Below are 20,349 nucleotides of genomic sequence, written 5' to 3' on the forward strand. Positions count from 1 at the left end.
TTAGAATTTATACGCGTAAACTTTCAACTCTGACTTGAGCTCTTTTCTAGCAATATGAATTCTATTTTTTACTGTTCCAATAGGTATCCCCAATTTATCTGCGATCTCGTGGTATTTAAAACCTCTGTAGTGCATCATAAAAGGAGTCTTGTAAACATCGTCTAACTTATTGATAGCAGCGCTAATGTCATCCATCGCAAAGTTCGTGTTGGCGTTGTTTTCGATCTCTACACTTCCAGAGTTGATATAGTGAAGATTATCTGTCGTATCTACGAAAGTCCCTCTTCTAATCATCCTTTGATAATTAGTAATGAAGGTATTCTTCATGATTGTATAAAGCCAAGCTTTTAGATTAGTACCATCTGCAAACTTGTCTCTATTAGTGAATGCTTTGAGCATCGTATCTTGTAGAAGATCATTTGCCTCGTCTAGGTCTTTGGTTAGCTTAAGCGCAAATGGCTTAAGTGACTTAGACATTTTGTTGAGAGAGTAACTGAATTCCAATGTTGTCATGGCTTTCTGCTTTTTGTTTAATCAAATGTAATAAGGATTAAACAAACCTCAAAACTTTTGTTTAATTATTTTTTAAATTTATTAAACATTAATTAATTGTTAACCAATAATACACGATCTTCATATGCTTAGGTTTCGTTTAAAACACATTTTTTATGTATATACATGCTTTAAACACGAAAAAAGGCTGATTTCAAAAATCAGCCTTTTGTTTAATAGATAATGAAGATGTTTAAATCAACCCGTCATTCTGTTTTCACTTTCATCTTCTACGATCTCTACTAACTGGTTAAGATTAGATAGGACCTTGATATTTTTGGCTAGGTTGAGATCTTGACCTACGACTTGATAGCCCGACACCAATAAGGTAGAAGACTCAAATCTACTCGCAAGCTTGTTGAGGTATGTCTCTACATATTCTTGGCTAGGAGTAGTCGTGACTACAGTGAGGATGTATTCAGGTCTGTGTACTTTGTAAGCTTCTTCTAAATCGTTAGCAGGCATGCTTTGCCCTAAGTATATTACTCTATTTCCTCTAGACTTGATCAAGAAATAAGAAAACAGCAAAGTCATCTCATGAAGCTCACCTTCTGGCAAGAACAGCATATACTTTACACTATTTGCTTTCTTATCTACATATTGCCCATCGATGGCTACAATGATCTTCTGTCTAATCAAACTTGAAATAAAATGCTCCTGAGCAGGATTGATACTTCCTGTCTGCCAGAGGACCCCTATTTTAGATAAAAAAGGATAGATGATATTCACCATCGTATTCTCAAAACCTAATTTGAGTGTATTGGTAGAAATGATCTTTTCAAAACGATCTTCATCGAAATCAATCATCGCAAGGGTCAGCGAGTGAATCTGATCATCATAAGTCAGACTTCTCTCTGTGAGTTTAAGTACCTCTCCACGCATTTCCTCCTCTGACATACTGGCTATTTTTGAAATTTTGTAGCCATTATCATTCAAAAGTGACACATTGAGGATCAGTTTTAAATCCTCATCGTCATAAAACCTAATATTCGTATCTGTACGCTTAGGAAGCATCAGATTGTATCTTTGCTCCCACATTCTCAAAGTATGCGCTTTGATTCCAGATAGTTGCTCTAGATCCTTGATTGAATAAGTACTCACTTTACTATAAAATTAATCTTTACTAAAATACTTCTTTGGTACCAAAAACAATCCGAAAGATACTGCTCCATCCTTCTTATTGCTTTTGTGGTGATCCCTATGTGCTTTGGCGATACCATTGAGAAATTTGCCTCTTGGCCTATCAAAGACTTTTACTCTTCTATGAATCAGCATATCGTGTAAGATGAAATAACTGAATCCATATACCGTGATGCCTGCTCCTACCCAAAATCTCCAATCAAAACCGTCTATCGATCCTAATATAATCAACACCACTGCTGTGCTACCAAATATCAAGGAGAAGATATCGTTTAATTCAAAGTACCCTCCTTTAGAATGTCCATGATGAGTTTTGTGAATATTCCACAGCACACCATGCATGATGTATTTGTGAAAAGCCCAACTAAAAATCTCCATGAAGACAAATCCTGCTGTTAAGTAAATGATATTCATCCACATCATAGTTGAAACACCGTGAGGCTCAAATTGTTTGCTTTAGTTAACCAATAGAAAATTTAAAATAACAAAAAATAAAACTTCTATTAAGAATAGTCTTGGAGCCAATTTGTTTGTCTTTTCAAATGATAGATATTGATAAATCAACTGTATCACAAAGGCTACCAAAAACCAAGATAGGTAATTCTGAAAAGGGATGTCTCCTCCAGACCAAGTCCAAAAGTCTAGCTTGATAGCAACTGGCTCGATGAGATAGTCAAGCACCACCATGAGGAAAGCGCCATAAATCGCTGCTAGCCATTTAACTTTAGTAGCTCTCTGAGCGATCTCCCCAGTAATGTAGCCTAGCAATAGCCAGTTTATCCCAATGATCAAAGGCACCTCTAATAGTTGAAAACCAAGTGTTGGGCCATAGCTATATTCGCCAAATATCTGACCAGTATAGACACCTGCTACTTCTATCCAATAGCCAATCAAGTAAGTAATCAACGCAAAAGCCAGAAACTGCTTGCTGAAGTCACGATGAAGCCAAAACAGTAAGCCAATCGACAAGAGTAAATTGAACGGGGTCAAAGCTTGAAAAATCTCTCGTAGCGCAGGTGAAGATAATCCTACGACACCGACTAAGTGAAATATGGCCAATAGCGCAGTCGCTATGTTCAGCTTGCTGATGTCTCTTCCCGCGATCGATATGCTGTCTTTCTTCATAATTTGTAAAAAATCCATTGACGCTAAACTAGCTATTCTTAATATTGTTGCTCATTTTGATACTTAAAATACACAGCATATGATCTTATACAATGTGACCATAAATATAGACCAAAATGTAGAATCTGACTGGGTACACTGGATGAAAACAGTGCATATCCCGGATGTCATGGCTACAGGTCTCTTCGAGTCATACAAGTTCTATAAGCTCCTCCACGAAATGGAAGGTGGAGGCATCAACTACTCTGCTCAGTACTTTGCTAAGTCTATAGAAGACATCAATATCTACATGGAGCAGTTTGCTCCTAAGCTACAGGCAGATGTCAAAGCTCGCTACCAGGACAAGTACATTACCTTTAGTTCCTTGCTAGAAGAAGTGATCTAGAGTTTGAAGTAGTTGTCTATTTGATTCTTAGAAAGCTTGCAGTTGATCCAGCCACTATCCAGATCAGCTTCAAGCTTTTTGTAGAAATTAATCGCTGGTTCATTCCAGTCTAGTACTTGCCAAGTGATCAGCCTAGCACCTACTCGCTGTGCTTCTCTGACGAGTTCGTCAAATAATAGACGCCCTGTTCCCTTACCCCTTTCTGATTCTCTTACCACAAAATCTTCTAGGTATATACACTTACCCTTCCAAGTTGAGTATCTATAATAATAGAGTGCTATGCCTTGGATTTGCTTCTGAGCGTCCTCTGCCACAAAAAACTCAAAGATAGGCTTCTCTCCAAATCCATCCTCAAGCATACGCTCTACGGTGTTGTCTACCTCATGAGGTGCTTTTTCATATACGGCTAGCTCATATATCAAATCATAGACAGCTGGTATGTCAGCTGCTGTTCCTTTTCTAATCTGCATCTCCCTTTTTTTTTACGCGCTAATTTAATGATACAAAATTCATTTTCATGAGGCCATTGTATTTATCTGATAGCCGATTGTCTTGAGGATTTAAATGGTGAAAACTTAGGAAAGCAAAAAATCGATCTTAAGTATTTGGGATAAATTGAAAAAGTGAAAAATTTTTTCGCTTTAATTTCAAATTTTTTTTCGCTTTCAAAATGGTACTTTCAACAAAATAGCTATGACGAAAGAATATATTCTTTACATAAAAAGAAACACTGCTCGTAAGTAACATATTCTTAATAAGTTAGCCTTCGAACAATTATATTTTTTTTGAAATATTTCTTTTACTTTAGTAGCTCATGGTAATATCAATCATCAATCAAAAAGGCGGAGTAGGTAAAACAACAACTGCCTTCAATTTAGGAGTAGCATTAGTCAAACTAGGTAAGCGTGTTTTACTTATAGACATGGATCCTCAAGGGAATTTGACTTCTGCTCTAGGAGCTGAAGAAGAGAAACAGAGTGGCACTTATGAGCTACTCAGTGATGACTTGGATCCTCAAGAGCTTGTGATGAAGCTTGAAGGACAGCTGCCTGATTTGATACCAGCACACATGGATTTAGCTGGTTTTGAGATTGAATGTTTGACTTTAGAAAATAGAGAGTATGTCTTAGATGATAAGCTCCAGTCACTTAGGTTTCAATATGACTATGTGATTTTGGATTGCTCGCCATCTTTGGGCTTGCTTACTATCAATGCGCTAGTCGCTTCTGATGATGTGATTGTCCCTATCCAATGTGAGTATTTCGCACTGGAGGGCTTATCCAAACTTTTGGAAACGATGCAAGTCGTCAAGACAAATTATAATACCAGATTGAGTGTACTAGGTCTTCTGCTTACTATGTATGATGCACGACTCGCATTATCCAATCAAGTGTATGAAGAACTAAAAGCACACTTTGATGAGATGTTGTTCCAAACGATCATTCCGAGGAATGTAAAGGTAGCAGAGTCGGTTAGTTTTGGCCTATCTGTGATGGACTACGATCAGAGCTCCAAGGGAGCCATGGCATACAGTGAATTAGCAAATGAAGTAATACTTAAAAGTACCCCGGCATGACAAACATTACAATATTAGGAGAAACTAGCCTCGCCTGTACACTAGGAGAAAAGTACAGAAGTAGAGGCATGCAGGTCACTTATGGTGTATCTGGTACATTTCAAGCTGACTCTATTGCTTGGCGGATCTTACTGCAACAAGGCAATGTAGTCGACTATGAAGAAGCCATATCTGGCTCGGATGTAGTCCTAGTCTGCTGTGACAATGAACAACTCCCTGAAATCTGTCAAGTGCTCAAAGCCGTCAACGGCAACAAACTGGTGATCGACTGCACCAATGCCACCTCAGAGCAGGAAGATAAAATATGCAATACGGAGTATATCCAAAAGCATGCTAAAGTAAAGCGTATCTTTAAGGCATTCAACAACTTGGGGATAGACTACCCAAACTGTGATAAACTACAGATGCTCAAAGAAACCTACTACTGTGGCAATGATGATGAAGACTGTAAGCTAGTCAGAAAACTAGCTGAAATCATCGGCTACAGAGCCATTTTCGCTGGTAAAATACAAAATGCCTATCTCCTAGAGGCTATGTATCACCTCAGTAAACAAATAAAAAATAGTGTGTCTACCAACTCAGACTATTTTTTCAAAATCATGTCAGTTTAACCCGCTTAGTCGGGTTATTTTTTTGCACTTTTCTCTCGCATCATTTTTGTTCTATTTCTTGTATTGAGAGCTACACGTATCCATCTCAGATTAATTTCGTTAATTTTAAAAATCGCAAATCATCTCTCCATCATGAAAAAGTTTATAAAAATTTTTACAGCCGCTGTCGCTATCATTCTAGTCCTTTTAGCCAGTTTGCCATTTTTATTCAAGGACAAAATCAAAGCTAAAATAGATGAAGCCATAGCTAGTGCAGTCAATGCAGACGTGTATTATGATTATGATAAGATCAGCGCTTCTATTTTCAAAAGATTCCCTGATATTTCGATCACTTTAGGCGACTTTGGAGTGGTTAATAGAGCGCCATTCGCGGGAGATACGCTGGCTGCCATAGGTTCCCTTCAGGTAGACTTCAATCTCAAGTCAGTTATTTTTGATGAAAATCCTACACTGACAGGCATCCATTTAGATAGAGCCAAGCTCAATGTGAAAGTACTAGCTGATGGAGCCGCCAACTATGACATTACTTTCCCTGAAGAAGAAGCAATCCAAGAAGATACTACGGGTACAGGTGACCTTCAAATAGCCATAGATCAACTAGAAATTAGTAATTCCTCTATGATCTATGAGGATAAATCACTGAACTTCTATACAGACCTAAGAGACCTTAATCTAGATGGTAGAGGTGATTTTACATTAGATATCTATGATCTCAAGGGACTCCTGTCAGGAACCATCCACAGCATGATCTATGAGGATGTCAACTATTTAAGTAATAAAAAAGTACTGGCAGATGCTGTAGTAAACATCAATATGCCTGAATTCAAATTCACTTTCAAAGAGAATCTAATCAAAGTCAATGATTTTGGATTCATATTCGATGGATTCATCGCTATGCCAGAAGATGACATAGAGATGGATTTTTCTGTTGCTGCTGAAGACAACTCTTTCAAGAGCCTACTTTCTCTAGTACCAGGCATCTATACAGAAAGCTTTGAAGGCATACAGACCTCTGGCACCTTAGACTTTGCCTCAAATGTCAAAGGGATATATAGTGATACCTCCATGCCTGCTTTTGACCTGATGCTCAAAGTAAGCGAGGGCATGTTTCAATACCCTGATCTACCAGATGCTGTCAGAGATATCAATGTAGATCTACTCATAGAAAACAAAGATGGTAATATAGACAACACCTCTTTAGACATCAAAACCTTCAATCTTGCTTTTGGTAAAAACCCACTTAGTGGACGTATGAAAATCGCCAATTTGGTGACTTATGATATAGATGCATTCTTAAAAGGATCGATCAATCTAGCTGATATGACAAGCATGTTTCCTCTTGAAGGCATGACTTTAAAAGGGGTATTTAGTACAGATATCACCGCTAGTGGCCGATATGATAGCCTTACCAATACGATCCCAAAGATTAATGCCAACATGAATTTAAAAGATGGGTATATCAAATCAAGTGATTTCCCTAGTGCTTTGGAACAAATCAGCCTAACGGCCAATATCCTAAATCAATCAGGAAAAATGGCTGAGACGACCTTTGACATGTCTGACTTTAAGATGCTACTAGATGGTGAAGAGGTCATCGCAAAGCTGAAAGTATCTAATCTCAACGACTACACTTGGGATGCTTTTGTACAAGGTAACCTTGACTTAGGCAAGCTTATGAAAATCTATCCTATAGAGGGCACCACGCTTGATGGGCATATCTATGCCGAGCTAGAAACCAAAGGTAAAATGTCGGATCTAGAAGCTAAAAGATATGCGAATCTACCAACTAAAGGCTTGGCTGTGATCGACAACTTGACTTATCAGAGTACAGACTTACCCCAAGGATTTAAAATAGAAAAAGCAGAAACCAGCTTCAACCCATCTGAAATCACACTTACACAGTTTGATGCACAAGCTGGAGAAAGCAAGTTTTCTATGACGGGAGCACTAAGCAACTATCTGCCTTATTTACTTGGTGAAAATGAAGTGCTAGTCGGTAAGGTTAACTTCAACTCCAAACGCTTCAATGCCAATGAGTGGATGACCGAGACAGAGGTAGTAGACACCACTAGTAGCGAACCGCTCAGCGTGATAGAAATCCCAAAAAATGTAGATTTCACATTTAATGCTGCTATCGATGAAGTCATATATGATAATCTCAATCTAAAATCAGTCAAAGGACAAATCATCGCAAAAGATGGCGTGCTACGATTTAATGATACAGGCATGAAACTACTCGGAGGTGATATGAACCTATCTGGCACCTATGATACTCGTGACATGAGCGACCCTAAGTTTGATATGACTTTCAAGTTAAAAGAAATTTCATTTAAAGAGTCCTTCAACTCTTTTGTAACGATACAGACATTGGCTCCAATCGCTCAACATATAGCTGGAAACTTCTCCACTACTTTCAAGCTAGGCGGAAAATTAGGTCAAGATATGATGCCAATACCTAGCTCGCTAGACGGAAGTGGGCTGATCAATATCGCAAAAGCCGCATATGAAAATAGTCAACTCCTCAGTGGCTTGACCAGCGTGACTAGTTTGAATGATGCCAACTCCGTATCTATCAAAGATCTCGTGCTAAGCGCCTCAATTACAGATGGTAGGTTCTCTGTGAAGCCATTTGACGTTAACATAGGATCATATAAGACCAATATCAGTGGTAGCACTGGACTAGATGGCTCACTACAGTATCAACTCAAAATGGATGTACCTGCTGGCAAACTAGGAACTCAGATAAATGATCTGATCGCAGGTATTTCTGGACAAGCCTCCTCAGGGAGTAGCATCATTCCACTTAATATCGCCCTAACTGGTACTTATGACAAGCCGAAGTTTGGCCTGAATAGCAATAAAAGTGTCACAGGGCAAGTCCAAAACGCTATACAATCCAGAGTAGAAAGTGAGAAGGAGCAAGCGGTAGAAAAAATCGAAAACATAGCTGACTCACTGAAAACAGATCTAAAAGCAAAGCAAGATAGTTTGAAAAAAGTCATCGAAGCTAGAGCCAAAGCCAAAGAAGATAGTCTAAAAAAAGCAGCTGAGGAAGCAAAGAAAAAGCTAGAAGAAGAAGCTAAGAAGAAAGCACTCGAGCTACTTCGTAAAAGGGGCGGAGGAGAGTAATCTATCTTCAAAAAAAGCACTAAAGGCACCTAATGAATTTTAGGTGCTTTTTTTATCCAATCATCCAGTACCACAAGAGCACCGTAAAAAATGAAAGAGGAACACCGATACCAACCATCATACCTGCAAGCTTTTCATTAAGTTGATTGCTAGAAGCTACGATAGAGGCAGTAATCATAGGTGCCATAGCTGCTTCTATGATACTAACATCTACAGGCATTCCTTCCCCTCCAAGTATCCAAACATATAAAGCAAAAATCAGAAAGGGTGCTAAAAACAACTTGTAACTAAGGCCAATGAGTAATGGTCTGAAGTCAAAGTTTGTAGCTTTTACCTTCAATTGCAAACCTACTGAAACTAAGGCTAGCGGAGTGAGTGTCGCCCCTATTTTAGACAGTATATCTGCGACCACACCCTCAAACTTGATATCAAAACTCCCTAATATAAACGCTAAGACAAAAGTCAAAAACGGAGGAAACTTCAGTACCTTCTTAAAAATATCTCTCTTCCTAGACGTGTCTCGCCCATAGACTGCCGCTACCACGATCCCAAATGAAGAAACGATGACAAATGATCCTGGCTGATCTACCAAAATCGCATATTGCAACCCCTCCACCCCAAAAAGCGCTTCCACTAATGGATATCCTACAAAGGATGTATTTCCTAAACCACAACAAAGTATCACACAACCTGTGGTCGCTCGATCCCAGCCAAGTCGAGGACCAAGAAATCCAAAGATTAAAACAGCCGCACCAAATATGATCCAAGCTGTCATCAGTGGATAAATCAACGTGAGGCTATAAGTAATCTGCGGTATATACACTAATGCCAAAGCTGGCAATGAGACATAAATGATGAAATTATTGAGGGTGATATGAGCATTTGATGGAAAATCCTTTACTCGCTGAAAGAGTAAACCTAGAATCAAACACAGAGCTAGTACATAAAGGTTGGTCATTTTGGCATATTAAATGTAGTGTGAGAGACATCAAGGCGACATTTGAAAACATTAACAGAATAATAACACGCTTTTAATCAACAATTTATACGTAAATGAGATTATTGTATTAAACTAATTGAGAAATGGAACAAATTACACCTTTTATCATTGATGACGCAGAGTTCGTGCAGCTTTCCAACCTGCCTACTAGCATTGCTGATATGCTGAAGAAATTGATCCCTGACAGAAACGTTTTGACCTTAAACTATCAAGGAATCGAGTTGAAAGATTGTATATCATTTGAAGACTTCAATCAGTGGTTTGACTATTTCAACTACAGCGTGAAGACTGTGAATGAGTTTTAAAATCCTGATCTCCTTTTTTCATCAAAATACTTTTTCAACTGCGGGTACACTTCACTCTCCACTTCTGGCGTACCCATAAGCGTGATATCCATTGAACCTAGTATCTCCTTATTGGTGATTTCTATAGTTTCGATTAGGTAAATAATCTCAGAAAGTTTAAGTGTAGACTTTGATTTAACTGGATCCGTGTGGAATGTATTCCCATAAAAATCCACCACTTCATAATATATCTCACCATCCAGCTTTTCTGCAAAAATGGTCAAATCATCTCCCCACTGACTTTCTGGATAGTGTAGCCTCACCAAAACAACACTTGGAGCTGGCGTCTCAAAGTAAGTCTTGGGTTTAAAATCAAAATCTATTTTATCATTCATTATACAAATCTAGCCTTAAATGGCCTGATGGGCAAAAGGTTAATCTAAAGATTATTTAGTCTTATCTAAATTTATTATTTGATTAAACTATTTATTAGTTTTGTGTATTCAAAATAAATATTAAGCCTGATATGATTAGATATATATTTTTGGTTTTGTATACATTTCAGATACTGATAGTTGATGTACAAGGCCAAAACATCAAAGGAACCGTGTATGATAACAATAAACCACTAAGCTATGCTACGGTGGGTATCCCTTCTTTAAATAAAATCACACAAACCGACTCTTTAGGAAGATTTGCATTAGATGATATCCCCAAAGGAAATCACCTAGTCAAGGTATCGCTACTAGGCTATGTGCCATATGAGCAAGAAGTCAATATCAATCAAGAAGACATTACACTTGCTATAAGACTTCAATCCAACGCGATTAAACTAAAGGACGTCACTATCAGTGGTGCTAGATATGAGCAATCTAGCAGAGAAAGTGCTACTAAGGTCAGTTCGATCAATCAAGATTTACTTTGGCAAATGAATGCATCAAGTCTAGCTGACGGATTAAAATTCCAATCTGGCCTAAGAGTAGAGAACAACTGTGCTAATTGTGGTTTCACACAAATCCGACTCAATGGACTAGAAGGACCTTATACGCAAGTTTTGATCAATAGCCGACCGATCTTTAGTGCGCTTGCTGGAGTCTATGGACTAGAACATATTCCAACGCATATGATTGAACGCATAGAAGTCATCAAGGGTGGTGCATCTGCACTGTATGGCGCTAATGCGATCGCAGGCACGGTCAATATCATTACTAAAAACCCTATTCAAAATGAGTTTCAGGCGGGTATCACTGGGGCTATGATCGATGGTAAAGCGCTTGATAGATCTATTTATGCTAGTGCAGATATAATCGATCAGGACATGAATCAGGGATTTACACTGTACGGACTTCAGCGAGAGCGAGAAGACTGGGATGCCAATGACGATGGTTTTTCTGAGATCACTGAGTTATCGCAGCAGGTTTTGGGATTTAAGCATTTTTTCAAGCCAAACACAAAAATCAAGCTCTCTAGCGACCTACACATCATCAATGAGAGCAGACGTGGCGGTAACCTCCTGCACCTCCCTCCTCACTTGACGGATATCGCTGAGGCACTTGATCATCGGATAATAGGTGGAGGTATAAATGTCGACTACATCTCAAGCTCAGCGAGTAAATGGCAGTTTTATACTGCAGGACAGAGAGTTCTCAGAGATAGCTACTATGGTGGCGGTGGAAATGAAGCCACTCTTAGGTCAGAAGGACTTAGTGATGATGCTATAGCAGACGCTCTATCCAATGCTGCCCGATTCTATGGTAATACCACAGATTTCGCTTGGAATACAGGCGTTATGAAGCAGTATTTTACCGAGAAAAACAGCTTTACTTTAGGAGTAGAATGGGTAGGAAATAAGGTAGATGATCAAATGCCTGGCTATGGCAGAAGTATAGTTCAAACTGCCCAGTCAATTGGACTCTACGCCCAACACGAATGGAAGCCTAATCCAAAATGGACTGTACTAAGTGGTATTCGTGCAGATCAAAATATCATAGATGGCACTTATACACTAGGCTTGTCGGACAATGAGATTACTTTTAACGCACTCACAATAAACCCTAGGGTTCAATTAATGCACTTAATAGATGAAACTTGGCAGTTTAGAACGGGATTTTCTACAGGATATAGAGCTCCACAAGCATTTGATGAGGACCTACATATAGAAACGGTCAATGGAGCAGCGCAATTTGTACAGCTCTCGAATGATCTAAGACCTGAGCGGTCACAAAGCTTTTCTGCTGGACTTTATAAAGATGCTCAAAGAGTCAAGGATAGGATACAACTGTCTGTAGAGGGCTTTTATACATTATTAAATGACCCCTTTATACAAGTTGGCCTAGCTGAAAGTACCGAAAATGCTCCAGAAATATTGGAAAAAAGAAACTCACCTATAGATGCACAGGTGGCTGGTATGAACCTAGAGTTCAATTGGACGAATACATTAGGATGGGAAGTCCAGAGTGGATTTACTATCCAAAAAGCGATTTATGAAAGTCCTGTAGAAATCTACGAGCTTGCAGATGAAAGTACAATACAGACACGCAATATCCTGAGAACACCAAATCTCTATGGGCATGTCATTGGTTCGTACAAGTGGAATACAAAGTGGCGAACAAGTCTAAATGTAAATTATACTGGAAGAATGGAAGTCCCTTATGAGGGTCCCGCTGCACCACTAGCTATTAGAAACGTCAGAGATTTTTATGAAGTAAATGCCTCTGTAGAAAGATATGTGACCTTCAATCAGCACACCAATGTCACCATAAAACTAGGTGTACAAAACATATTCAATGCCTATCAAAATGACTTTGATACTGGGAGGTTTAGAGATGCCGCTTATATTTATGGGCCTATGTTACCCAGAAGTATCACGTTTGGTATACAGCTTAAGCATTAAAATTGAGCTCGGTATTATCACCTACGTTGATGCTATTGCCATGGCCAGCGATAGAGGTATCATTTCCTATGATAGATCTGCTAAGCACCGTGTCACTCAATTCACTGAAGCTCCCCACTATAGAGTGTTCTATGATAGAAGATTTGATGATCGTATTATCCCCTATTGCCACATTAGGCCCTATGATAGATCTTTCGATCTTACAGTTAGCCCCTATACTCACAGGAGGTATGATGATCGTATTTGGAAAGTTGTGCTTTTTATTTGTCTTAAACTCTGGCTTATTGAGCAGAATGGAGTTGGTCTCTAGTAGTGAATCTCCTCGGCCACAGTCATACCAATTATCTACTTCCACCACTTGGATTTTTTCACCTTTTTCGACCATATACATGAGTGCATCTGTGAGATGATATTCTCCATGAGTTTTATGCTGGTGATCCAGCAAGTAACTCGCCCCTTCTATAAGCAGTTTGGGATTATTGATCTTGTATATACCCACCAGTGCTAAGTTTGATTTTGGGATAACTGGCTTCTCCACCATCCTTTTGATCCAGCCTTCTTTATCCAGCTCAGCAACACCGAAAAGACTTGGGTCCTCTACTTTTTTGATACCTATCGTAGAATATTCGCTTTGAAGGATTTTTTGAAAATCCATATTGACAATAGTATCCCCTAAGGTGATCAATACTTCTGAATCACCAGCTATAGCATGTCTAGCAGCATACAGTGCGTGAGCGATGCCTTCCCTAGGCTCAGGCTGGACAACAAATTCAATCTTTAAGCCTTTGTCAGTATATTTATCTTTAATGTACTGCTCTATTTTATTTCCAAGATAGCCTATGATGAAGACAAATTCTGTCACTTGTGCTTCTATCAAGCCATCAATGATATGTCCTAGTATAGCTTTACCAGCAACAGGCACTAGAGCCTTGGGCTGAGTATGTGTGTGAGGTCTAAGTCTAGAGCCTACTCCTGCTACTGGAATGATAACTTTCATGGATCTGATCTTTATTCTGCAAAGGAGTCTTCCCAGCCCTTCACTTCGATATCTCTAGCACTCTCCAATACGATTTCTTTGAGTGACTGCTTATATTTCTCTAGGTTTTCCGCAATACGTGCATCAAATGCTCCAATAATCTGGGCTGCTAATATGCCTGCATTTCTAGCGCCATCAAGCGCTACGGTAGCTACTGGAATGCCCGCAGGCATTTGCAAAATAGACAATACACTGTCCCAACCATCTATAGAATTAGATGACTTCACAGGTACACCTATCACTGGCAAAGAAGTAAGAGAAGCGACCATACCTGGTAAGTGTGCTGCTCCTCCAGCTCCAGCGATGATCACTTTAATTCCCTTTTTTCTAGCTGTCTCTGCATATTCTATCATGCGATGCGGAGTTCTATGAGCAGATACTATAGTGAGTTCAAAATTTACTCCAAGCTCTTCCAGTATCTTAGCTGCTTCTGACATGACTTTCAAGTCAGACTTACTACCCATGATGACCCCTACTTGCTTACTCATGCTATTATTTTAATTAAGTTTCTGATTCTTTTAGCCTTTTCCTCTACTTGCTCTATCGTCTCTCCTACTACGGTCACATGCCCCATTTTTCTAAATGGTTTAGTTACTTTTTTTCCGTACAAATGCACATGTACACCACTTGTTGCCATGGCCTCATCCATTCCGATATATCTCGCATCTCCTGAGTAGCCGTCTTCCCCTAGTAGATTGACCATGGCTGCGGGTTGAATGATAGAAGTATCACCAAGCGGCATACCAAGTATAGCTCTTAGGTGTTGTTCAAACTGAGAGGTAATATTAGCCTCAATCGTGTGATGACCACTATTGTGAGGTCGAGGTGCTATCTCATTTACTAAAATTTGCCCGTCTCGAGTGACGAACATCTCTACAGCTAATAGTCCCACTAGTTGTAGTTTATCAATGACTTCTCTAGCCACAGCTTCTGCCTTATGTTCTACTGCTTCAGATAAGCCTGATGGAGCAAAAAGGTATTCTACTAAATTAAGCTCTGGGTGAAAAGCACAACCTACTGTGGGAAATGCTTTGATCTCTCCTTTTTCATTTCTTGCGACTATGACGGATATTTCTAATTGGAAATCAACTAGCTTTTCAAGAAGGCCGGGCTGATCAAAAGCCTTATGTATATCAGCTTCAGTTCGTAAAACTTGAACACCTCTACCATCATAGCCATCCTTCCCTAACTTATGGACGGCAGGTAAAAAATCAACAAACCGCTCTACATCTTGGCGATTATCTGTCAGCACAAATTCTGCTGTAGGAATGTGATTTTTGAGATAAAAATCCTTTTGAATTCTCTTGTCTTGTATCAGCTCTATCAAATGAGGTTGCGGAAATACTTTTACACCTTCCACCTCTAATTTCTTGAGCGCTTCTGTATTGACACTTTCGATCTCTATCGTGACTAAGTCAAGATGCCTCCCAAAGTTATAGACAGTATCAAAATCCTTCAGACTTCCACAGGTGAAGTTATCTGTTAGGCTTTTAGCTGGAGCATTTTGATCTGGATCTAATATGTGAATGTCTAAATTAAAGTCTGTAGCCGACTGAATCAGCATCCTTCCTAACTGCCCTCCGCCTAAAATTCCGATTTTAATATCTTGATAAGAGACTTGACTCATGTGCTTAAAAGTATTTGTTCAAATATAGTCTAAATCCCTTTTAGGTCAAATTTGACCTATCTAACAATAAGGCATAAAAAAAGGCTGATTTTCATCAGCCTCATGATATCACTAAACTCCTCTACCTCCGATAAATCTCAACAGTATGGATACTACTGCTAACACTAGTAAAATGTGGATCAATCCACCAGCACTATATACAAAAAAGCCCAACAACCAACCAATCACCTAAATGACAGCAATCAAATACAATAAAGATCTCATAATTAAAAAACTTTAGGTTGAACAATCATTTACAGTTACTTAGGCAAAAACAAGTCCAAAAAATAATTAAACTTTTATCCCCATCAGTTGCATCAGCTTAGAAGCATTGAAACTATGGCAAACACCATCTTTTATTTGGTAATCAAAGAGTATGTCGTCATCCTTGATCTCACTATTAAAACTTTTGTTAATCAAGCCTTTCCATTCTGAAGCCATATTACCCAACTCAACATCATGTGTAGAAATGCACCCACTAGCATGAGCAGCTAGTAGTTGCTTGATGAGTGCTTCACTACCTTTAATCCGATCAGCTGAATTTGTCCCCTTCAAGATCTCATCTAACAAATAAAAAACTGGAGGGTTTTGTCCCAGCAGACCTAGTAATTCCTTGATCCTTTTGAGCTCCGCATAAAAAGAAGATACACTTTCACTCAAGTCATCTTGATTTCGCATGCTCGTGAAAATGGTCCATTGGGATAATTCTAATGATCGGGCAGTAACGGTGGCTCCTGCTTGTGCCAATACCATATTTACTCCAAGCGTCCTCAAAAAAGTAGTTTTCCCAGACATATTTGACCCAGTGATCAAGTAACACCGCCCCGTATCTCCTAAGTTAAAATCATTCGACACACGCTTAGCAACTGGTATCAACGGGTGTCCTAACTGCACTCCCTCAAATTTGGGTACTTTAACAAATGAAGGATAAACTGTATCTGGAAAAGTATGTCGATGAAAAGCCAAACTTACCAAAGCCTCCATTTCTCCGATTTGATCCATCCATTCAGCGACCTTTGCTCGATATTGCTTTCGCCATTTTTCCATTCGATACAAAAGGATGATATCTAAGAAAAAGACGATATTCAATGAAATATATAAGATATTTGAACGGTTCTGAAATTGATCTAAGTGCTTTTCAAGACGCTCTATCGCTGCAGACGCTAAGAAGTTTTGTTGCTTGAAATTAGACTGAATTTTTTGTAATTGCGCGGATTCAAAAGACTCTTGCTCCAAATGTAAAATTGCTTTTCGATAATTTTTGAGCAATGTGATAGAAGGAGTTAAAAGTAATGCAGTCTCTGAGGCATATTTGAATCTAAGTCCAACTACACCTACGCCTATAAGTAGCCATATGCCAAAAACTCCATATGGAATAATAGATAGCGACAATAAAACAACTGACAGCGTGCCTAATAGTGGTCCCAATATACTTAAGACTAGATAGAGCTTTCTCCCATAAACTTGCTCTTCTCTAGCCAGCCACTGGGTCAATTTGGACTTATCCACTGTAGTATGATCACCCAACTTCAAATGTGCTAAAAATGAAGTAGTCCAGTCAGTTTTATCAGAAAGCTCCTGAGATGATTTTTGACGTGCCAGTATAGCACTTTCCTCCTGTGGCTGCGAAAGCCAAGAAGCCAACCTTGATTTACCTTCTATGGTATTCGCACGATTGAGCAGTTGAAAGATCGATTGTTTACCAAAAATATCAAGATCGGAAGTGTAGGAGTGTGCAGGATCTATATAAGTAGCTCCCCCATCAAACTTTGTCAAATTGAGATCAAGTCTATCAATTTCTTCTTCATTCACACTAACCATCGCTTGCCAGAAATCTCTCAGGTATCTAATCTCTCTATGCCTTTGAACCAACAGAGCAAAGCCCACTAAAAAGCTAATAAAAAGCAAAATGGCTAATTGAAATATGCCACTGCTAGTAACATATATTAATAACGATATACCTAAAAGGAAATAAAGCACCCTAAGTAAAGACCATTTCCTCTCTAAGAGCTTGTAGCGCTCAAACTTCCTTTTTGATTCTGTAATGTGATTTTGATAGATTGATCTGACAGATTCCATGCAATATTAATTTTAACCCAAAGTAACACATGTCCTTTTTAGCATGTCCAACATTTCATGAATTATTTAATGCAACATTGTTGCATTAAATCAAAGTATTCCTAATTTTACATTTCTGATAGTCGTTCTCTTCATTCAGGCTATTAGGTGGTTGACAGAAAACTCCTACTTCGGTAGGAGTTTTACTTAAAATAATCCATTCAATGAACACTTTTCAAAAACTCCCAGTCACAGTACTTAGCGGCTTTTTAGGTGCTGGTAAAACGACTTTACTCAATCATATACTACACAATAAAGAAAAGTTAAAAGTAGCAGTCATTGTAAACGACATGAGTGAGATCAACATAGACGCTCAGCTCGTTCGCAATGAAAATGTGCTACATAGAACCGAAGAGAGACTCGTAGAAATGAGTAATGGTTGTATCTGTTGTACTTTGAGAGAAGACCTCATGATAGAAGTCGAAAAACTCGCCAAAGAGAATAAATTTGATTACCTGCTGATAGAAAGTAGCGGAATATCCGAACCACTTCCTGTGGCGCAGACATTTTCCTTTGTAGACGAACAAAACAATATTGATCTTTCCAAATTCGCCAAGCTAGACACCTTAGTCACTGTTGTTGATGCTGCCAATTTTTATAAAGACTTTGGAAGTGATGATACTGTACATGCACGTAATCTAAACCAAGACGCTACCGATCAAAGAAGCATCGTCAACCTACTCACTGATCAGATTGAGTTTGCCAATGTGATCTTACTCAATAAAGCTGACCTAGTTTCATCAGAGCAATTATCAGAACTTGAAGCTATCATACAGAAGCTCAATCCCGATGCAGAAATCATCAAGTCTGTGAATAGTCAAGTTTCAATTCATAAGATCTTAAACACTGGGAAATTTGACTTCGAAGCTGCTTCAAGCTCCGCTGGATGGATTCGAGAATTACAAAATGAGCATACTCCCGAAACAGAGGAATATGGCATCAGTTCATTTGTTTTTCGAAACAAGAGACCTTTTCATCCAGATAGATTTTGGACATTGATCACAGAAGAGTGGCCTTCCTCAATTATCAGAAGCAAGGGACTTTTTTACTTAGCTTCACGACCAGATCAGGCATTTGTATGGAGTCAAGCTGGTGGTTCGGTGAAGGCTGAGCCTGCGGGCGTATGGTGGGCAAGTATGAGCTTTGAAGAAAGAACCAAATATGCTTCATTTATAGAAAACCAGAAGCATATAGAAAGTAAATGGGATAAACACTTTGGAGATCGTATGAACGAATTGGTGATCATAGGTCAAGACATGGACGTTGATTGGATCAAAGAAGAGTTTGAATCGGCTCTATTAAATGATGAAGAAGTTCAAGCTTTTCTCCAAGGTCAAACATTTAATGATGATTGGCAGCTCTAATACCAGCGCTTCTTGACAGCTGCTAAAAATGCATCATGTATGGCATTATTTGTCGCCAATATCTGTCTTCCAAAAATGTAATCCTGTCCTCCTCCAAAGTCAGACACGCGTCCTCCAGCTTGCTGTACGATAAATGCTCCTGCTGCTACATCATAGGAGTTTAAGTTATATTCAAAAAACCCTTCAAAGCGTCCGCAAGCTACATACGCTAGATCTACTGCTGCACTTCCCATTCTCCTAAGACCATGTGACTGCTGCATGAGATCTCCCAAAATGGACAGGTAGGCAGGCATTTTTTCAAAATCATAATAAGGAAATCCAGTAGCCAAAAGAGATTGGCTAAGCGAAGTAGCAGAAGAGACATGGATTGGCAGGTCATTCATCATCGCTTGAGCACCTTTGGTAGCGTGGAAACACTCCCTCCTGTTGACTTCATAGACTACGCCCAAAACGATCTCATGATCCTTCATCAGTGCTATACTGATCGCAAATACAGGAAGCCCGTGAAGAAAATTTGTTGTACCATCAAGAGGGTCTATGATCCAAGTATAAGACTTCGTATCATCTGCTGCTGTTCCTTCTTCTGTGATAAAACCAGCCTCAGGAAGTATTTGTCTAAGTCCTTTTACTAACCTCAACTCGGCTTCCTTATCTACATAAGAAACCAAATCATTAAAGCCTTTATGCTCAATCTTACTTAGATCAAAATCAAGGCGCTCCCTTCGGATAAAATCAGCTACCGATTCACTCAGTGAACAAACTGCTTTTTCTAAGTCTTTGAGATTGATCATTTTTTGCCAGCAATGGTGAGTACTATTTCTCCCTTGAGTACATGTGATTGATAATATTGGAGCAACTCAGCCAATGTTCCTCGGACATTTTCCTCATGCAGTTTGCTGAGTTCTCTAGAGACGCAAGCTTGCCTATCTTCACCAAAAACTTCTCCCAATTGTTCCAAGGTTTTCAGTAAACGATGAGGGGATTCGTAAAAAACCATTGTACGCTCTTCATCTTTAAGAGCATCTATACGCGTCTTTCTTCCTTTCTTATGAGGTAAGAATCCTTCAAAGATAAATCGATCATTAGGCAAGCCAGAATTAACTAATGCCGGTACAAATGCAGTGGCACCAGGAAGTGATGAGATCGTGATATCCTCTTTGATACATGCACGAACCAAAAGAAATCCTGGATCTGAAATACCGGGAGTGCCTGCATCCGTGATGAGCGCAGCTGTCTCACCAGCCTGAAGCCTCTTGATGACTTTTTCTACTGTTCCATGCTCATTGAAAATATGATAGCTCTGAAGTGGCTTATTGATAGCCAAATGCTTCAAGAGCTTACCAGAAGTACGTGTATCTTCCGCTAAGATAAAGTCAACAGATTGAAGTGTATTAATAGCTCTAAGCGTGATATCCTCTAGATTCCCTATAGGAGTCGGCACTAGGTAGAGCTGCACAGTCTGTTCCATTA

Annotated in this window: 21 protein-coding genes; 7 read left to right on the forward strand and 14 right to left on the reverse strand. The window is 39.1% G+C overall.

The window, feature by feature from the left end; translation table 11 throughout:
• The 4 genes from I5349_RS04585 to I5349_RS04600 form a co-directional block, all read right to left on the reverse strand.
• A complete protein-coding gene (locus I5349_RS04585) occupies positions 1 to 513 on the reverse strand; it encodes an RNA polymerase sigma factor (protein ID WP_226389562.1) in 513 nt (170 codons plus the stop codon).
• A gap of 237 nt (positions 514 to 750) precedes the next feature.
• On the reverse strand, positions 751 to 1,653 hold the full coding sequence (locus tag I5349_RS04590; protein WP_226389563.1) for a MerR family transcriptional regulator: 903 nt from the start codon (positions 1,651 to 1,653) through the stop codon (positions 751 to 753).
• Between the two features lie 12 nt (positions 1,654 to 1,665).
• Positions 1,666 to 2,106, reverse strand: a complete 441-nt coding sequence (locus tag I5349_RS04595) for a sterol desaturase family protein (RefSeq protein WP_226389564.1) — start codon at positions 2,104 to 2,106, stop codon at positions 1,666 to 1,668.
• 42 nt (positions 2,107 to 2,148) lie between these two features.
• The gene (locus tag I5349_RS04600) at positions 2,149 to 2,817 is read right to left on the reverse strand and encodes a carotenoid biosynthesis protein (protein ID WP_226389565.1); all 669 of its coding nucleotides are present in this window, start codon (positions 2,815 to 2,817) and stop codon (positions 2,149 to 2,151) included.
• A gap of 79 nt (positions 2,818 to 2,896) precedes the next feature.
• On the opposite strand from I5349_RS04600, the gene I5349_RS04605 reads away from it, so the two are divergent.
• Positions 2,897 to 3,202 carry a DUF4286 family protein gene (locus I5349_RS04605; RefSeq protein WP_226389566.1) on the forward strand — a complete coding sequence of 102 codons (306 nt, stop codon included), beginning with the start codon at positions 2,897 to 2,899 and terminating at the stop codon, positions 3,200 to 3,202.
• Here the strand turns inward: I5349_RS04605 and I5349_RS04610 are convergent.
• The gene (locus I5349_RS04610; protein WP_226389567.1) at positions 3,199 to 3,672 is read right to left on the reverse strand and encodes a GNAT family N-acetyltransferase; all 474 of its coding nucleotides are present in this window, start codon (positions 3,670 to 3,672) and stop codon (positions 3,199 to 3,201) included. The genes I5349_RS04605 and I5349_RS04610 overlap by 4 nt on opposite strands.
• Positions 3,673 to 4,016: 344 nt before the next feature.
• On the opposite strand from I5349_RS04610, the gene I5349_RS04615 reads away from it, so the two are divergent.
• The 3 genes from I5349_RS04615 to I5349_RS04625 all read left to right on the forward strand — a co-directional run bounded on the left by I5349_RS04615 (position 4,017) and on the right by I5349_RS04625 (position 8,518).
• Positions 4,017 to 4,778 (forward strand): ParA family protein, encoded by a 762-nt coding sequence (locus tag I5349_RS04615; protein ID WP_226389568.1) that lies wholly within the window; start codon positions 4,017 to 4,019, stop codon positions 4,776 to 4,778.
• Positions 4,775 to 5,389 (forward strand): NADPH-dependent F420 reductase, encoded by a 615-nt coding sequence (locus tag I5349_RS04620; protein WP_226389569.1) that lies wholly within the window; start codon positions 4,775 to 4,777, stop codon positions 5,387 to 5,389. Before I5349_RS04615 ends, I5349_RS04620 begins: the two co-directional genes overlap by 4 nt.
• Before the next feature lie 132 nt (positions 5,390 to 5,521).
• The gene (locus tag I5349_RS04625) at positions 5,522 to 8,518 is read left to right on the forward strand and encodes an AsmA-like C-terminal region-containing protein (protein WP_226389570.1); all 2,997 of its coding nucleotides are present in this window, start codon (positions 5,522 to 5,524) and stop codon (positions 8,516 to 8,518) included.
• Positions 8,519 to 8,570: 52 nt separating this feature from the next.
• On the opposite strand, the gene I5349_RS04630 is transcribed toward I5349_RS04625, so the two are convergent.
• The gene (locus I5349_RS04630; RefSeq protein WP_226389571.1) at positions 8,571 to 9,476 is read right to left on the reverse strand and encodes an AEC family transporter; all 906 of its coding nucleotides are present in this window, start codon (positions 9,474 to 9,476) and stop codon (positions 8,571 to 8,573) included.
• 125 nt (positions 9,477 to 9,601) lie between these two features.
• Between I5349_RS04630 and I5349_RS04635 the strand changes: the two genes are divergently transcribed.
• Positions 9,602 to 9,823: a hypothetical protein gene (locus I5349_RS04635; RefSeq protein ID WP_226389572.1), complete on the forward strand. Its 222-nt coding sequence runs from the start codon at positions 9,602 to 9,604 to the stop codon at positions 9,821 to 9,823.
• On the opposite strand, the gene I5349_RS04640 is transcribed toward I5349_RS04635, so the two are convergent.
• A complete protein-coding gene (locus I5349_RS04640; protein WP_226389573.1) occupies positions 9,820 to 10,197 on the reverse strand; it encodes a UDP-glucuronosyltransferase in 378 nt (125 codons plus the stop codon). The genes I5349_RS04635 and I5349_RS04640 overlap by 4 nt on opposite strands.
• A 131-nt stretch (positions 10,198 to 10,328) precedes the next feature.
• On the opposite strand from I5349_RS04640, the gene I5349_RS04645 reads away from it, so the two are divergent.
• Complete coding sequence (locus I5349_RS04645) at positions 10,329 to 12,695, forward strand: TonB-dependent receptor (RefSeq protein WP_226389574.1); 2,367 nt, start codon at positions 10,329 to 10,331, stop codon at positions 12,693 to 12,695.
• On the opposite strand, the gene I5349_RS04650 is transcribed toward I5349_RS04645, so the two are convergent.
• The 5 genes from I5349_RS04650 to I5349_RS04670 form a co-directional block, all read right to left on the reverse strand.
• Entirely contained in the window at positions 12,685 to 13,692 is a 1,008-nt protein-coding gene (locus I5349_RS04650; RefSeq protein ID WP_226389575.1) for a sugar phosphate nucleotidyltransferase, read from the reverse strand. The genes I5349_RS04645 and I5349_RS04650 overlap by 11 nt on opposite strands.
• A gap of 11 nt (positions 13,693 to 13,703) precedes the next feature.
• Positions 13,704 to 14,219, reverse strand: a complete 516-nt coding sequence (gene purE, locus I5349_RS04655) for a 5-(carboxyamino)imidazole ribonucleotide mutase (protein WP_226389576.1) — start codon at positions 14,217 to 14,219, stop codon at positions 13,704 to 13,706.
• Complete coding sequence (locus I5349_RS04660) at positions 14,216 to 15,358, reverse strand: 5-(carboxyamino)imidazole ribonucleotide synthase (RefSeq protein ID WP_226389577.1); 1,143 nt, start codon at positions 15,356 to 15,358, stop codon at positions 14,216 to 14,218. The genes purE and I5349_RS04660 overlap by 4 nt, the downstream gene beginning before the upstream one ends.
• Before the next feature lie 111 nt (positions 15,359 to 15,469).
• A complete protein-coding gene (locus I5349_RS04665) occupies positions 15,470 to 15,586 on the reverse strand; it encodes a lmo0937 family membrane protein (protein WP_226389578.1) in 117 nt (38 codons plus the stop codon).
• A 102-nt stretch (positions 15,587 to 15,688) separates the two neighbouring features.
• On the reverse strand, positions 15,689 to 17,476 hold the full coding sequence (locus I5349_RS04670) for a MutS-related protein (protein ID WP_226389579.1): 1,788 nt from the start codon (positions 17,474 to 17,476) through the stop codon (positions 15,689 to 15,691).
• Between the two features lie 203 nt (positions 17,477 to 17,679).
• Here I5349_RS04670 and I5349_RS04675 point away from each other — a divergent pair, with 203 nt between their 5' ends.
• Entirely contained in the window at positions 17,680 to 18,879 is a 1,200-nt protein-coding gene (locus I5349_RS04675) for a GTP-binding protein (protein WP_226389580.1), read from the forward strand.
• Here I5349_RS04675 and I5349_RS04680 read toward each other — a convergent pair.
• Both I5349_RS04680 and rsmI read right to left on the reverse strand, forming a co-directional pair.
• Complete coding sequence (locus I5349_RS04680; RefSeq protein WP_226389581.1) at positions 18,876 to 19,670, reverse strand: inositol monophosphatase family protein; 795 nt, start codon at positions 19,668 to 19,670, stop codon at positions 18,876 to 18,878. The two genes, I5349_RS04675 and I5349_RS04680, sit on opposite strands and share 4 nt — an antisense overlap.
• The gene (rsmI, locus tag I5349_RS04685; RefSeq protein WP_226389582.1) at positions 19,667 to 20,347 is read right to left on the reverse strand and encodes a 16S rRNA (cytidine(1402)-2'-O)-methyltransferase; all 681 of its coding nucleotides are present in this window, start codon (positions 20,345 to 20,347) and stop codon (positions 19,667 to 19,669) included. The genes I5349_RS04680 and rsmI overlap by 4 nt, the downstream gene beginning before the upstream one ends.
• Between the last annotated feature and the right edge of the window lie 2 nt (positions 20,348 to 20,349).

Origin of the sequence: Penaeicola halotolerans, assembly GCF_016464625.1 — a bacterium.
Taxonomy (GTDB): domain Bacteria; phylum Bacteroidota; class Bacteroidia; order Cytophagales; family Cyclobacteriaceae; genus Penaeicola; species Penaeicola halotolerans.

What these genes read in the sequence shown, in the direction of transcription:
- I5349_RS04585 (WP_226389562.1), bottom strand. Translation starts at nt 513, where the DNA reads ATGACAACATTGGAATTCAGTTACTCTCTCAACAAAATGTCTAAGTCA.
- I5349_RS04595 (WP_226389564.1), bottom strand. Translation starts at nt 2,106, where the DNA reads ATGAATATCATTTACTTAACAGCAGGATTTGTCTTCATGGAGATTTTT.
- I5349_RS04600 (WP_226389565.1), bottom strand. Translation starts at nt 2,817, where the DNA reads ATGAAGAAAGACAGCATATCGATCGCGGGAAGAGACATCAGCAAGCTG.
- I5349_RS04605 (WP_226389566.1), top strand. Translation starts at nt 2,897, where the DNA reads ATGATCTTATACAATGTGACCATAAATATAGACCAAAATGTAGAATCT.
- I5349_RS04610 (WP_226389567.1), bottom strand. Translation starts at nt 3,672, where the DNA reads ATGCAGATTAGAAAAGGAACAGCAGCTGACATACCAGCTGTCTATGAT.
- I5349_RS04615 (WP_226389568.1), top strand. Translation starts at nt 4,017, where the DNA reads ATGGTAATATCAATCATCAATCAAAAAGGCGGAGTAGGTAAAACAACA.
- I5349_RS04620 (WP_226389569.1), top strand. Translation starts at nt 4,775, where the DNA reads ATGACAAACATTACAATATTAGGAGAAACTAGCCTCGCCTGTACACTA.
- I5349_RS04625 (WP_226389570.1), top strand. Translation starts at nt 5,522, where the DNA reads ATGAAAAAGTTTATAAAAATTTTTACAGCCGCTGTCGCTATCATTCTA.
- I5349_RS04630 (WP_226389571.1), bottom strand. Translation starts at nt 9,476, where the DNA reads ATGACCAACCTTTATGTACTAGCTCTGTGTTTGATTCTAGGTTTACTC.
- I5349_RS04635 (WP_226389572.1), top strand. Translation starts at nt 9,602, where the DNA reads ATGGAACAAATTACACCTTTTATCATTGATGACGCAGAGTTCGTGCAG.
- I5349_RS04640 (WP_226389573.1), bottom strand. Translation starts at nt 10,197, where the DNA reads ATGAATGATAAAATAGATTTTGATTTTAAACCCAAGACTTACTTTGAG.
- I5349_RS04645 (WP_226389574.1), top strand. Translation starts at nt 10,329, where the DNA reads ATGATTAGATATATATTTTTGGTTTTGTATACATTTCAGATACTGATA.
- I5349_RS04650 (WP_226389575.1), bottom strand. Translation starts at nt 13,692, where the DNA reads ATGAAAGTTATCATTCCAGTAGCAGGAGTAGGCTCTAGACTTAGACCT.
- purE (WP_226389576.1), bottom strand. Translation starts at nt 14,219, where the DNA reads ATGAGTAAGCAAGTAGGGGTCATCATGGGTAGTAAGTCTGACTTGAAA.
- I5349_RS04660 (WP_226389577.1), bottom strand. Translation starts at nt 15,358, where the DNA reads ATGAGTCAAGTCTCTTATCAAGATATTAAAATCGGAATTTTAGGCGGA.
- I5349_RS04670 (WP_226389579.1), bottom strand. Translation starts at nt 17,476, where the DNA reads ATGGAATCTGTCAGATCAATCTATCAAAATCACATTACAGAATCAAAA.
- I5349_RS04675 (WP_226389580.1), top strand. Translation starts at nt 17,680, where the DNA reads ATGAACACTTTTCAAAAACTCCCAGTCACAGTACTTAGCGGCTTTTTA.
- I5349_RS04680 (WP_226389581.1), bottom strand. Translation starts at nt 19,670, where the DNA reads ATGATCAATCTCAAAGACTTAGAAAAAGCAGTTTGTTCACTGAGTGAA.
- rsmI (WP_226389582.1), bottom strand. Translation starts at nt 20,347, where the DNA reads ATGGAACAGACTGTGCAGCTCTACCTAGTGCCGACTCCTATAGGGAAT.